Genomic DNA, 13865 nt, shown 5'->3' on the forward strand with positions numbered 1-13865 from the left:
TTGGGCTAGGGCGAGCGCAAAGCGTCGACCTGCGCGGAGGTCAGCAGCCTTAAGCGTTCGCCTCGCAGCATCAGGAAGAGCTTGGCGGTCTCTTCCAGCTCCTCCATCGCATACTGTGCTTCTTTCAACGTCTTGCCCGCAACGACGGGGCCGTGGTTGGCCAGAAGGACCGCATGGCTATGCTCAGCCCTTTCGCGCACGGCTTCGGCGAGCGCTGCATCCCCTGGCGGATAATAGGGGGCCATCGGCAGGCGCCCGACCCGCATCACGTAATAGGCCGTCAGCGGCGGCAGAACATCGTTGGGATCAAGACCGTCGAGAATGCTGACGGCTACCGCATGGGTGGAATGCAGATGCACGACGGCGCCCGAGCTTTCCCGCGCGCAATACATGCATTGGTGCAAGAAGGCTTCCTTGGTCGGCTTGTCGCCGCTGACATGCACGCCATCGGCGGTGAATTTCGACAGTCGGCCGGGATCGAGCGACCCCATGGAGGCATTGGTCGGCGTCATTAGCATCTCGCCATTCGAGAGCCGCGCGCTGATATTGCCGGTCGAGCCGAAGGTGAAGCAGCGATCGAAGAGGGATTTGCCGACCTCGGCGATCTCGTCGCGCAGGCGGGTTTCCTCGGAAAGAATTGACGTCATGGCAGGATCTCCCAGGCCTTGAGGAAGAAATCGGGCGCACCAAAATTCCCGGACTTCAGCGCCAGTGCCATCGGCTCCGTCTGTCCGAGTGTCAGCGTCCAGGGTACGCCAGGATCTATCTCGGGACCGATAAAGAGCGCGTCGGGTGCAAGCGCCCCGACCACGGCACCCGAGGTCTCGCCACCGGCAACGATCAGGCGACGGACACCGGCGGCCTCGAGCCCGAGCGCGGTCTCGGCGAGGAAATGCTCGATGAGCGATCCGGCCCTCTCGCGACCGAGGGCAGCCTGGGCTGCCTTTACCTCGTCCGGTTCGGCACTCGAATAGATCAGTGGTGCCCGTGCCGACTGGCCGAGTGCCCAGGACAGAGCCTGCTCAACCCGGAAACGTCCCTCGGCGATCTCGATAGGATCAAGCTTGAGCGCGGGCACGCCCGCCTCGATCGCCGTGCGGATCTGGCTGCGGGTCGCATCCGAACAAGACCCGGCAAGGATCATCGACCGTCCCGCCGGCGCGGAAAAGGCGAGCGCGTCTCCAGAAGAGCGCAAGCGGCCGGCGCGACGGAAATTTTCAGGCAGACCGAGCGCTATACCGGAGCCGCCGGTGATCAGGGTCAGTCCGGCAGCGGCCTCACCGATCACCCGGAGATCGGCATCGGTCAACGCATCGACGACCAGCGCCTGTTCGCCCTTGTCACGCGCAGCTTCGAAGGCTTGCGCGACGGCTGAAGCTCCCTGCCCGACCGTTTCACGGGTCACCAGCCCCACCTTCAGCTGCGACTGGCCGGCCATCAGGCGAACCAGCGAGCTGTCGGTCATCGGGGTCAGCGGATGATTGCGCATCGGGCTATCGGACAGCAGCTGGTCGCCGACAAACAGATGGCCCTTGTAAATGGTTCGGCCATTGGCCGGGAAAGCCGGGCAGACAATCGTCAGCTCCGTGCCGAGCGCCTGCATCAGCGCCTCGGTGACGGGACCGATATTGCCTTCCGGACTGGAATCAAAGGTCGAGCAATATTTGAACAGGAACTGCATCGCACCCGCCGTTTGCAGGAAGGAGAGGGCTTCGAGCGACATGGCGACAGCTTCAGCTGCAGGATTGGTGCGCGACTTCAGCGCAACCACCACTGCGTCGACGCCCGAGAGATCAAGGCCGGCCTTGGGAACGCCGATCGTCTGGATGGTTCGCATGCCCTCCCGTGACAGCATCAGGGCAAGGTCGGTGGCTCCGGTCAGGTCGTCGGCAATGGCGCCCAAAAGCATGGTAGTCTCCGGTGAAGTGGCGCGCGGTCAGGCCGTTGCGCCGTCGATGATGGCAAATCCGGTATCGATGATCTGCGCTTCGCCCGGCCGTTCGGCCTGAGCGAGCAGCGCTTCGACCGCTGTCTTGCCGATGTTGAAACGGTTCGAGCGGACCGTCGACAGGGGCTTGGGCAGCGCCTGGCCTATTTCCAACCCGTTGAAGCCGAAAAGGGCGAGCCGCTCCGGCACCGGAATACCGGCGCCCAGACAATGCATGAAGCCACCGACCGCCATGTCGTCGTTCGAGAAGACGACGGCATCGGCCACAGCGCCATCGGCCAGCAGACCGGCCAGCGTGTCGCGGCCGGCAATCGTTGAGCTCGGACCGTCATGGCGCTTCTCGACGGAGAACGACAGGCCGGCTTCAGACAGCGCTTCGCAGAGGCCGTCATAGCGGGCGCGGGCGCGGCGGTCGGCTGTCCAATCGTGACCGACATAACCGATACGGCTATAGCCGCGCCGCACCAGATGCTCGGCTGTCGCGCGACCGGCCCGTCGATGAGACAGGCCAACCGCGAGATCGATCGGCGTATCGTCGATGTCCATAAGTTCGGCAATGCGAATGCGGCTGTTCTCCAGCATGCGGCGCGCAGCGTCTGTGTGTTCGAAGCCAGTGGTGATCAGGGCTGTCGGCTGCCAGGCGAGCAGCGAGGAGACGAGTTGCTGCTCCTTGCCGAGGTCATAATCGGTGACGCCGATCATCGGCTGATAAGGCGTGTCGGCGAGACCGGCATGGATGCCGCGCAGCACCTCAGGAAAAACGATGTTGGAGAGCGACGGCAGGATCACGCCAATGATCAGCGAGGCCGAGGAGGCGAGCGAGCCGGCCGCGCGATTGGGCACGTAGCCGAGCGTGTCGATGGCGTCGAGAACGCGCTTGCGGGTTTCCTCCGCAATCGAGCCCTTGTTGCGGATGACCCGTGACACGGTGTTCTCGCTGACATTCGCCAGGCGAGCCACATGAGTGAGCGTCGGCGTCTCCGGCTGCATTTGTTTCGTCTCCTCCCCTGCCGCATTGCCCGATTGGCCAAGACGGCGACACGCGATCTGCTCTTCAGGACCGTGCCATGAACTTTATCTCAGCGCTAACATATTTCGCTTGATCGTGGCTAGAGGATGTGCTTAAAAAATTATGTTAGCGCTGAGATTAGCGCTTTCTGGGAGATTACACTTCGGGAGGAGTTCACCGTGAGAACCTTTAACAAGGCCGCGCTTGCCGCGTCGGCCGCGATGCTCTGCGTCTTCAGTTTCAGTTCGGCCGTCCGCGCCGAAGACACCCATCGTCCGGAGTGCTTCTCTGCAGCACCCGACAGTGCCAAGGTCATCAAGTACGAGAAGCGGGATGGCCCCTACAAGGTTGCGTTCGTCAACGGCTTCGCCGGCAATGACTGGCGCGTGACCGCCATCCAGGGCGCGAAGGCCTGGGCGGCCCGCGAAGAAAACAAGGCAAAGCTGTCCGAATTCACCGTCGTCTCGGTCGGCAATGACAGCGCCGCCCAGATCGCTGCGATCGACAACTTCATCGCCGCCGGCTACGACGCGATCACCTTCATCGCCGTCAACCCGACCGCCTTCTCCTCCGTCATCAAGCGCGCCGAACAGGCCGGCACAGTGCTTGTACCCTTCGACAACGTGCTCGACACCGATGCCATCGTGCAGGTGAACGAAAACCAGTTCGAGCTCGGCGCGATGAAGGCGGAAGCCGTCGTGCGTGAGATCGAGAAGGCGAAGGGCAAGGTCGAGGGCAGCGTTCTCGAAGTCTCCGGCCTGCCGGGCAATGCGACGGACCGTGACAACCATCTCGGCATGCGCTCCGTTTTGGACAAGCATCCGGGCCTCAAGGTCGTTCAGGTGGTGGGCAACTGGGATGCCGGCACCGTCCAGAAGGTCACCGCCGACGCGATCGCCACCAATGGCAACTTTGACGGCGTCATGGTCCAGGAAGGCACAATCGGCGCACTGAACGCCATGAAGAATGCCGGTCACCCGGTCGTTCCGATCGGTGGCGATGCCGGCAACGGCGCCCGCAAGCTGATCGCTGAAGGGAAATATCCGGGCCTCACCGCAGCCCAGGCGCCTGTCATGTCGGCCGTCGCACTCGAAGCCGCTGTCTCGCTGCTTGAAGGCAATGCCTTGCCGCAGAAGGTGTTCCTGCCGATCCCGAACAAGGACAATGCAGAGCTGAAGGAAGGCACCGACTACTTCCCGAACCTGCCGGACACCTTCTACACAACGACAGGCTATCCGAACTGCTTCCCGGTCTTCACCCCGGAAGAGCTGCTCGGCCAGAGCCCCGACAATACCTGATCCTCCCGGCTGGGCGGCGGGGCCTGACCTGTGAAGGTGCCGCCGTCCGACCCATCCCAGGACATGCCAGAATGACGACAGCTCCGCTCATCGAGCTTTCGGGGATTTCGAAGTCCTATGGGCCGATCCAGGCCCTGAAGACGATCGATTTCTCCGCCCGACCGGGCTCCGTGCACGCCATCCTCGGCGAAAACGGCGCCGGCAAATCGACCCTGATGAAACTGCTTTCCGGGGCCATCCAGCCAACGACCGGCGAGATCCGCCTCGAGGGCAGGCCCATCCGGTTTTCCGGAACGCGCCAGGCGTCTGCCGCCGGCATCGTCTGCATGTTCCAGGAACTCTCGCTCCTGCCGACACTCTCCGTTGGCGACAACATCACGCTTGCCCGCCCGCAAACACGCTTCGGCTTCATGCTCGCCAAAGCCTATGACGAAGCCCGTGCAGCCCTCGACCTGATCGGTGCCGAGAGCATTTCTCTCGACACGCCCGTGGAGGAACTCTCTCTCGCAGACCGGCAGCGGGTGGAAATCGCCAAGGCGCTCTACCAGAAACCGCGTCTTCTCATCCTCGATGAGGCCACCTCCGCACTCGGCGCCTCCGCCGTCGAGAAAGTGTTCACCGTCATCCGCAAACTGCGCGACGAAGGTTGCTGCATACTGTTCATTTCCCATCGTTTCCACGAGGTCGAGGCCCTCGCCGACACGATTTCTGTGTTTCGCGCCGGACAGCATGTCCACACCTTCCCGGCAGGCACGATCGACAACCAGAGCATCGTGTCGCTGATGATCGGCGAGACAATGGACCGGCTTTTCCCGCCACCGCGTCCGGCCATGCCCGCAAATGTTGCGCCGCTTCTTTCCATCAAGGACTTGTCCTTCGCCGGTGAGCTCTTCGACGTCGGCTTCACGGTACGCCCCGGCGAGATCTATGGTCTCGGTGGCCTCGAAGGCCAGGGCCAGCAGCGCGTGCTCGAAGCGATCTTTGGCACACTCTCGGGCGTCAGCGGGTCGATCGAGCTCTCCGGCAAAATCTATGAGCGCCGCTCGCCGCATCGGTCGAAGTCACCGGAGATCGGCATCGCTCTGGTTCCCGAGGACCGCAAGACCGAGGGCATGATCCAGCCGCTGTCGATATCAGACAACATGCGGCTTGCCGGCATCGGACTTCACGGCGACAGCGAAGCGCTCGACGCCCGCTGCCTCGCCCTTCTCGAACGCCTCGAACTGACCTATGGCCAGCTCACCGACCCCGTCATGTCGCTGTCGGGTGGCAACCAACAAAAGGTGCTGCTTGCCAAATGGCTGGCGCTTGGACCACGCTGCCTGCTGCTGCTCGATCCCACCCGCGGCATCGACGTGAAGACCAAGGCGCAGATCTACCGCCTGCTCACCGACCTTGCCGGACAGGGCATCGCCATCGTCATGCAATCGACGGATTACGAAGAGCTCGTGCATCTCTGCGATCGGGTCGCAGTCTTCTATCGTGGCCGCATCGCGCGGGAACTCAACGGCGACACACTGACGCCTGAAAACCTGATTTCAGCCGCCATGGGCCTCAGCACTGCCCCATCAGCGCCGGAGACCGTGCAATGACCGCGCTCTACATCCGACGCAACCTGCGCGTCATCATCCCGACCATCGCTTTTGTCGCCCTCTTCGTGCTCTACATCGCCACCCATCCGCGGGGGCTCTCCACCTATGTACTGACGATCTGGTCCAACCAGTCCGCGCTCCTGGTGTTTGCCGCCTTCGCTCAGTTCTTTGTTGTCCTGGTACGCGGCATAGACCTCTCGGTCGGTGCCGTCGTGGCACTCACCAATGTCACGGCTTCCTTCGCACTGGCCGGCGACGGCGGATCGCTTGTTTTCGGCATGGCTGCCGTTCTTTTGGTCGGCATGGCCTGCGGGTTGTTCACGGGCCTCTTCGTCTGCTTCGGCAACGTGCCGCCGATCGTCGCGACCCTCGCCACCGGCGCGATCTATTCCGGCATCGCGCTTTACCTCAGGCCGACGCCAGGCGGCGGTGTAAACTCCGAGCTTTCCGATGCCTTCACCTACGCGATCGGCCCTATCCCGACCTCTCTGATACTAATCATTGTCACCGTGCTTGTGATCACCATCGTGCTGCGCAAGACGAGTTTCGGCATGGCGCTGAAAGCACTTGGAGCCAACGAGCATTCGGCGCAGCTCACCGGCATCAACACGACATCCATGCGCATCTCCGCCCATGTACTGGGCGGGCTGATGGCCGGCATGGCGGGGCTTTATGTCTCCATGGTCACGATGACCGGCGATGCCGGCATCGGTCCGACCTACACTCTGAACTCGATTGCAGCGATCGTGCTTGGCGGTGTGTCGCTTGCCGGTGGCATCGGCACGGCAATCGGCGTCGCCGTCGGCGCCATGCTGTTGAAGACCGTCGCCTCGCTGATGTTCTTCTCCGGCCTTCCTCCCCTCGCCCAGCCCTTTTTCGAGGGGCTGATCCTGGCGCTCGCGATTGCCTTCGGCTCCGTCGGCGTGCTGCGCATCCGCAACAAACTGAAGTTGTTCGCCCAATGACCGACCGCACGATATCAGGGCCAACAAGGCCCAGCCTTCCCGTCGATCCTGCCGTTCTCATTGTTGCAATCGGCTGCGGCCTGCTGCTGGCCGCCGGCGGAACCATTCTGCCGACATTTCTGACGGCGGGTTATATCCTGCAGCAACTGCAGATCGCCTCTTTCCTCGGGATCATTGCGGCCGGCGCCACGCTGGTTATCCTGCTTGGCCATATCGATCTTTCGGTGCCGGCCGCAATTACAGCAATCGCCATCGTCACTACGACGGTAGCGGGCTCCCAGGATCCGACATTGGCTGCTCTTGCTATTCCGATCGGGCTACTCACCGGCGCCCTGATCGGCCTGATCAACGGCATTGGCGTGGCCTTCCTGCGCCTGCCGTCGATGGTTTGGACGCTGGCGATGAACTCAATGCTGATCGGGACCGTGGTCTTCTTCACCGGCGGCTTCAAGCCGCGCGGCATGGCTCCACCACTCTCGATCACGCTGTCACTCGAGCGCAGTTTCGGCATCCCCAATGCCTTCCTGTTCTGGCTGGTGGTGATGGCGGCCATGTTTTACCTACTGCACCGGACCGTCTACGGCAAATATCTGATTGCCATGGGCAATTCGGAAAAAGCCGCCTACCTCTCCGGCATTCGCGTGCGGCTCGTCACTACCCTCACCTTCGTCGTCGCCGGCGTCTTTACGGCGATTGGCGCCATCCTGCTCGCCGGCTATGCCAACCAGGCCTATCAGGGCATGGGCGACCCCTATATGCTGCCTGTTATCACCGCTGTGGTCATCGGTGGAACGTCGATCATGGGAGGCCAGGGTGGATATGGCGGCACCATCGTTGGGGCCATCTTCATCACACTCCTGTCCTCTATCCTCTCTGTGCTGCAGATGCCGGAAGCCTTCAGGCAGATTGTCTTCGGTGTCATCATTCTGGCCATGCTTTTGATCCGTGGCTACAAAAGGAGCTTTCGCTGATGTCTCACCTTCCGTCCGTCGCCGTCGTCGGCCTCGGCTCCATGGGCCTCGGCATGGCGCGCTCGCTGGTCCGGGCCGGACATGCCGTGCGTGGCTTTGACATCAGTGCCGATGCGCTGAACGCGCTTGAAGCCGCTGGCGCCGCCGCTACCAAAAGTCCCGCCGATGCGGCAACCGGCGCCGACATTGCCGTCGTCGTCGTGGTCAATGCGGCACAGACCGAGACCGTGCTGTTTGCCGAAAACGGTGTCTTATCTGCCATGAAGCCCGGCGGAGTGGTGATCGCCTGCGCCACCATCTCGCCGTCAGAGGCCAAGCGCTTTGCCGCCTGCGTCGAGGAAGCTGGCCTTCTTTATGTCGATGGTCCGATCAGCGGCGGCTCGAAAAAGGCCGAAGCTGGTCAGCTGACCTTTATGGCCTCCGGCTCGAAGGCAGCCTTTGCTGCAGCACGACCGGCGCTCGATGCGATGGCGGGAACAGTCTACGAACTCGGTGACCAGCCCGGCATCGGCTCCTCGTTCAAGATCGTCAACCAGCTGCTGGCAGGGGTACACATCGCTGCTGCCTGCGAGGCGATTACCTTCGCCAAGAGCCTCGACCTCGACATTTCACGCGTCTTCGACGTGATTACCAAGTCGGCCGGCAACAGCTGGATGTTCGAAAACCGAATCCCGCATGTGCTGGAAGGCGATTACACGCCGCACAGCGCGGTTGCGATCTTCACCAAGGATCTCGGCATCGTCTCCGATATTGGTCGCCAGACGAAGTTCCCTCTGCCGATCGCAAGTGCTGCGCTTCAGCTCTTCATCATGACCGAGGCCGCCGGCATGGGCCGGGACGACGACAGCTCGGTGGCGCGCCTGCTCGCGAAGGTTTCCGGCCTCAAGCTGCCCGGCATGGAAGACGAGGACTGACATGCCCAAATTTGCTGCCAATCTGTCGATGATGTTCAACGAGGTGCTCTTCCTCGACCGTTTCGCGGCCGCAGCCGACTGCGGCTTCACAGCGGTGGAATATCTCTTCCCTTACGACCATCCGGCCGAACTCGTCGCCGAGAGGCTGCAGGCTGCGGGCCTTGCCCAGGCGCTGTTCAACATGCCGCCCGGCGACTGGGTGGCTGGCGAGCGCGGCATGGCCGCACTGCCCGGACGCGAGGCGGATTTCGCAGCAGCCCTGGATATGGCCATCGCCTATGCCAAGGTCATCGGCACGCCGCTTCTGCACATGATGGCGGGAATTGCACCGGCCACCGATCCGGCCGCGATCGTCACCTATCGCAACAACCTGAAGCACGCGACCGACCGCACTGGCGAGGCTGGCATCGGTCTCGTGATAGAGCCAATCAACGGTCGCGACATGCCGGGTTATTTCCTCAACGACTTCAACCGCGCGGTCGACTTCCTCGGCGAAATGGATGCGGCACATGTGAAGCTGCAGTTTGACGTCTATCACCGGCAAATCCTGCATGGGGACGTGATTATGGCGCTGCGGCAGATGGCGCCAATCATCGGTCATATCCAGATCGCCTCGGTGCCGGAGCGGCACGAACCTATGACCGGAGAGCTCGATGACCGCAGGATCTTCGGCGAGATCGATGCGGTCGGCTACCTCGGTTATGTCGGCTGCGAATATCGCCCGGCTGCGGGTACCCGCGAGGGGCTTGGCTGGATGAACAAACTCTAATCTTGTCGGGAGCTTGGGTGGAATGCGTTACACGGATTGGTTCGAGATCGTTGACCCGGCGTTCAAATCGCTGATCCTGCCGAATGTGCATGTCGACCAACTCTACACCGGCGGACGCTGGCTGGAGGGGCCAGTCTACGTGCCGGCGGCACGCCATCTGCTCTTCTCGGACATCCCGAACAATCGTGTCCTGCGATACGACGAGGTAAACGAGACGGTTGCGATTTTCGAAGCTCCGTCCAACTTTGCCAACGGCCATACTCTCGATCGTGAAGGACGGGTAATTTCCTGCGAGCACTTTACTCGGCGCGTCACTCGCCGAGAGCATGATGGTAGCCTGACAACTCTCGCCGAGAGTTTCGGTGGCAAACGGCTGAATTCGCCAAACGACGTGATTGCGGACAGCAAAGGCAGTATCTGGTTCACCGATCCAAGCTATGGCATCTCGACCCCTTATGAGGGATCTCTCGCGGAAAGCGAAATCGGAAGCCGAAACGTCTACCGGCTCACACCCGACGGTCAGCTTGAGGCCATCATCACCAATTTGCAGCAGCCGAACGGGCTCGCCTTGTCGCGTGACGAACAGACCTTGTACGTGGTCGACAGCGGTGTTCAGCCGGCTAAGCTCATGGCCTATGCTTTGGATACATCGGCGAAGCCAGCCTCCGGTCGTGTGTTTTCCGAGTGCCCTAACGGCATGTATGATGGCGTTCGCATTGATCAATCAGGACATGTATGGACGAGTGCGGGCGATGGCGTCCATTGCCTTGGGCCTGATGGGACGCTCATCGGCAAGATCCTGATTCCCGAGACAGTGAGCAATGTTTGCTTTGGAGGGCGGGAGAAAAACCGCCTCTACATCACTGCCACGCGATCCCTGTTCGCTGTGTACCTCAATGCGAGAGGCTAGCCTGAGGAATTGACGGAGCCTACGAAACGCCAAAAGCTCCTCGTGTTTTGCGAGGAGCTTTTCAGTATATGGCGTTTTTTTCGAGATTTTGGTTGCGGGGGCAGGATTTGAACCTGCGGCCTTCAGGTTATGAGCCTGACGAGCTACCGGGCTGCTCCACCCCGCGCCAAGAGCGCAACTATGATTGTTGCGCTTGAGAGTTCTTACCAAGCAAAAAGGGCCGCTTTATGCGGCCCGATGTTTTCGGCTTGGGCCGATTTTGTGTTGAGAAGATTGGTGTATTTGCGATGCAAAACCTGAGGTATTTGCTTTTACAAAACCTGACAACATTGCCTTTAGCAGACCTGGCAGCGACCTACTCTCCCGCGTCTTGAGACGAAGTACCATTGGCGCTGGGGCGTTTCACGGCCGTGTTCGGAATGGGAACGGGTGCAGCCACCCCGCCATGACCACCAGGTCGGCTAAGGGCAATGTTGTTGAGAAGCTGGTACAGGGATTACCTGTTTGTCTTTTTGAACACGTATTTGGCATCATCGCCCGGTTTTGTCCGGGCCGATGAGCATGGTCAATGAGAACGATCAAGCCAATCGAGCTATTAGTAACGGTAAGCTTCATGCATTACTGCACTTCCACACCCGTCCTATCAACGTGGTCGTCTTCCACGGCTCTGATAGGGAATACTCGTTTTCAGGTGGGTTTCCCGCTTAGATGCCTTCAGCGGTTATCCCTTCCATATATAGCTACCCTGCTATGCCCTTGGCAGGACAACAGGTCCACCAGAGATATGTCCATCCCGGTCCTCTCGTACTAGGGACAGATCCTGTCAATATTCCTACACCCACGGCAGATAGGGACCGAACTGTCTCACGACGTTCTGAACCCAGCTCACGTACCGCTTTAATTGGCGAACAGCCAAACCCTTGGGACCTGCTCCAGCCCCAGGATGCGATGAGCCGACATCGAGGTGCCAAACAACCCCGTCGATATGGACTCTTGGGGGTCATCAGCCTGTTATCCCCGGCGTACCTTTTATCCGTTGAGCGATGGCCCTTCCACACGGGACCACCGGATCACTATGACCGACTTTCGTCTCTGCTCGACTTGTCAGTCTCGCAGTCAGGCGGGCTTATGCCATTGCACTCGACGACCGATTTCCGACCGGTCTGAGCCCACCATCGCGCGCCTCCGTTACTCTTTCGGAGGCGACCGCCCCAGTCAAACTACCCACCATACACTGTCCCGGATCCGGATGACGGACCGCGGTTAGACATCCATGACGATAAGGGTGGTATTTCAAGGATGGCTCCACAGAAACTGGCGTCCCTGCTTCAAAGCCTACCACCTATCCTACACATGCCGACACGAATGCCAGTGTAAAGCTATAGTAAAGGTGCACGGGGTCTTTCCGTCTGACCGCAGGAACCCCGCATCTTCACGGGGAATTCAATTTCACTGAGTCTATGTTGGAGACAGCGGGGAAGTCGTTACGCCATTCGTGCAGGTCGGAACTTACCCGACAAGGAATTTCGCTACCTTAGGACCGTTATAGTTACGGCCGCCGTTTACTGGGGCTTCGATTCAAAGCTTGCACCTCTCCTCTTAACCTTCCAGCACCGGGCAGGCGTCAGACCCTATACGTCGTCTTGCGACTTCGCAGAGCCCTGTGTTTTTGATAAACAGTCGCTACCCCCTGGTCTGTGCCACCCCATTACACTTGCGTATAAAGGGGTCACGCTTCTTCCGAAGTTACGCGTGCAATTTGCCGAGTTCCTTCAACATAGTTCTCTCAAGCGCCTTGGTATACTCTACCTGACCACCTGTGTCGGTTTCGGGTACGGTCTGTACGGTGGAGCTATTTCCTGGAACCGCTTCCTCGCCCATTCAATCCAATAAGAATGAACAAGTTACGCGATCCGTCACTACCACCAGGCCCACGAATATTAACGTGGTTCCCATCGACTACGCATTTCTGCCTCATCTTAGGGGCCGGCTAACCCTGCTCAGATTAACTTTAAGCAGGAACCCTTGGTCTTTCGGCGAGGGGGTCTCTCACCCCCTTTATCGTTACTCATGTCAACATTCGCACTTCCGATACCTCCAGGGCCCCTCACGGGTACCCCTTCACAGGCTTACGGAACGCTCCGCTACCACTTGCAGTAAACTGCAAATCCTCAGCTTCGGTGCATGGCTTTAGCCCCGTTACATTTTCGGCGCAAAGACCCTTATTTAGACCAGTGAGCTGTTACGCTTTCTTTAAATGATGGCTGCTTCTAAGCCAACATCCTGGTTGTTTTGGGATCCTCACATCCTTTCCCACTTAGCCATGACTTGGGGACCTTAGCTGGAGGTCAGGGTTGTTGCCCTCTTCACGACGGACGTTAGCACCCGCCGTGTGTCTGCCGACTAGTACTCCCAGGTATTCGGAGTTTGGTTAGGATCAGTAAGACGGTGAGTCCCCATAGCCCATCCAGTGCTCTACCCCCTGGGGTATTCGGTCGACGCTCTACCTAAATAGATTTCGCGGAGAACCAGCTATCTCCGAGTTTGATTGGCCTTTCACCCCTAGCCACAAGTCATCCCGATCTATTGCAACAGATATGGGTTCGGCCCTCCAGTTGGTGTTACCCAACCTTCAGCCTGCTCATGGCTAGATCACTCGGTTTCGGGTCTAATGCAACTAACTGAACGCGCTATTAACACTCGCTTTCGCTGCGCCTACACCTACCGGCTTAAGCTTGCTAGTTACACTAAGTCGTTGACCCATTATACAAAAGGTACGCCGTCAGGCTTGCGCCCTCCGACTGCTTGTAGGCATCCGGTTTCAGGTTCTATTTCACTCCCCTTGTCGGGGTGCTTTTCACCTTTCCCTCACGGTACTTGTTCGCTATCGGTCATGCACGAGTACTTAGGCTTGGAGAGTGGTCTCCCCATGTTCAGACAGGATTTCACGTGTCCCGCCTTACTCAAGGACAATGAGTGTTCTACGCTTACGGGGCTATCACCCACTCTAGCCAGGTTTTCCAACCTGTTCAGCTTTATTCCTCATTGCCACTGGCCTGGTCCGCGTTCGCTCGCCACTACTTGCGGAGTCTCGGTTGATGTCCTTTCCTGCAGGTACTTAGATGTTTCAGTTCCCTGCGTTCGCTTCTAACCCCTATGTATTCAGAGTTAGATACCTTATCACAATGCTTGGAAACCCAAGCCGACCTTGCGATCAGTTTGGATTCTCCAAGCATTTAAGGTGGGTTTCCCCATTCGGATATCCATGGATCAAAGCTTATTCGCAGCTCCCCACGGCTTTTCGCAGCGTATCACGTCCTTCTTCGCCTGTGCATGCCAAGGCATCCACCAAATGCCCTTACGACACTTAATCGTTCTCATTGCCAATGCTCATCTATAGCTCAATCAGACCTTGCGGTCAGATCCAGCAATCCGGCTACCTTTTACAACCAGACCATTCAGATGCCATCGACGTGTTCGACAAGTCTG

At 59.6% G+C, this 13865-nt stretch carries 10 protein-coding genes, 1 tRNA gene and 2 rRNA genes; 7 read left to right on the top strand and 6 right to left on the bottom strand.

All coding sequences use genetic code 11. The features are described 5' to 3' along the window. Positions 1-5: 5 nt before the first annotated feature. The 3 genes from otnC to BSY240_RS13845 are packed head-to-tail and all read right to left on the bottom strand — an operon-like array spanning position 6 to position 2938. Entirely contained in the window at positions 6-647 is a 642-nt protein-coding gene (gene otnC, locus BSY240_RS13835; RefSeq protein ID WP_069042694.1) for a 3-oxo-tetronate 4-phosphate decarboxylase, read from the bottom strand. Then, the gene (otnK, locus tag BSY240_RS13840) at positions 644-1909 is read right to left on the bottom strand and encodes a 3-oxo-tetronate kinase (RefSeq protein ID WP_069042695.1); all 1266 of its coding nucleotides are present in this window, start codon (positions 1907-1909) and stop codon (positions 644-646) included. Before otnK ends, otnC begins: the two co-directional genes overlap by 4 nt. A 27-nt stretch (positions 1910-1936) precedes the next feature. Next, positions 1937-2938 (bottom strand): LacI family DNA-binding transcriptional regulator, encoded by a 1002-nt coding sequence (locus BSY240_RS13845; RefSeq protein ID WP_083229627.1) that lies wholly within the window; start codon positions 2936-2938, stop codon positions 1937-1939. A 198-nt stretch (positions 2939-3136) separates the two neighbouring features. Here BSY240_RS13845 and BSY240_RS13850 point away from each other — a divergent pair, with 198 nt between their 5' ends. The 7 genes from BSY240_RS13850 (at position 3137) to BSY240_RS13880 (ending at position 10376) form a co-directional block, all read left to right on the top strand. Then, positions 3137-4255, top strand: a complete 1119-nt coding sequence (locus BSY240_RS13850) for a sugar ABC transporter substrate-binding protein (protein WP_171901576.1) — start codon at positions 3137-3139, stop codon at positions 4253-4255. 71 nt (positions 4256-4326) lie between these two features. Continuing rightward, on the top strand, positions 4327-5847 hold the full coding sequence (locus BSY240_RS13855) for a sugar ABC transporter ATP-binding protein (RefSeq protein WP_069042697.1): 1521 nt from the start codon (positions 4327-4329) through the stop codon (positions 5845-5847). Further along, entirely contained in the window at positions 5844-6812 is a 969-nt protein-coding gene (locus BSY240_RS13860) for an ABC transporter permease (protein WP_069042698.1), read from the top strand. The genes BSY240_RS13855 and BSY240_RS13860 overlap by 4 nt, the downstream gene beginning before the upstream one ends. Then, positions 6809-7783, top strand: coding sequence for an ABC transporter permease (locus tag BSY240_RS13865; protein WP_069042699.1), 975 nt, complete (start codon positions 6809-6811; stop codon positions 7781-7783). The genes BSY240_RS13860 and BSY240_RS13865 overlap by 4 nt, the downstream gene beginning before the upstream one ends. Beyond that, a complete protein-coding gene (ltnD, locus tag BSY240_RS13870) occupies positions 7783-8697 on the top strand; it encodes an L-threonate dehydrogenase (protein ID WP_069042700.1) in 915 nt (304 codons plus the stop codon). Before BSY240_RS13865 ends, ltnD begins: the two co-directional genes overlap by 1 nt. 1 nt (position 8698) lies before the next feature. Then, positions 8699-9466 carry a 2-oxo-tetronate isomerase gene (gene otnI, locus BSY240_RS13875; RefSeq protein ID WP_069042701.1) on the top strand — a complete coding sequence of 256 codons (768 nt, stop codon included), beginning with the start codon at positions 8699-8701 and terminating at the stop codon, positions 9464-9466. 22 nt (positions 9467-9488) lie between these two features. Beyond that, a complete protein-coding gene (locus BSY240_RS13880) occupies positions 9489-10376 on the top strand; it encodes an SMP-30/gluconolactonase/LRE family protein (RefSeq protein WP_069042702.1) in 888 nt (295 codons plus the stop codon). An 89-nt stretch (positions 10377-10465) separates the two neighbouring features. On the opposite strand, the gene BSY240_RS13885 is transcribed toward BSY240_RS13880, so the two are convergent. From BSY240_RS13885 to BSY240_RS13895, 3 genes are all read right to left on the bottom strand, one after another. After that, positions 10466-10542, bottom strand: a tRNA-Met gene (locus tag BSY240_RS13885). Between the two features lie 176 nt (positions 10543-10718). Then, a 5S ribosomal RNA gene (gene rrf, locus BSY240_RS13890) occupies positions 10719-10833 on the bottom strand. Between the two features lie 117 nt (positions 10834-10950). Continuing rightward, positions 10951-13749, bottom strand: a 23S ribosomal RNA gene (locus BSY240_RS13895). Positions 13750-13865: the final 116 nt, after the last annotated feature.

It is taken from the genome of Agrobacterium sp. RAC06 (assembly GCF_001713475.1).
Classification (GTDB): Bacteria; Pseudomonadota; Alphaproteobacteria; order Rhizobiales; family Rhizobiaceae; genus Allorhizobium.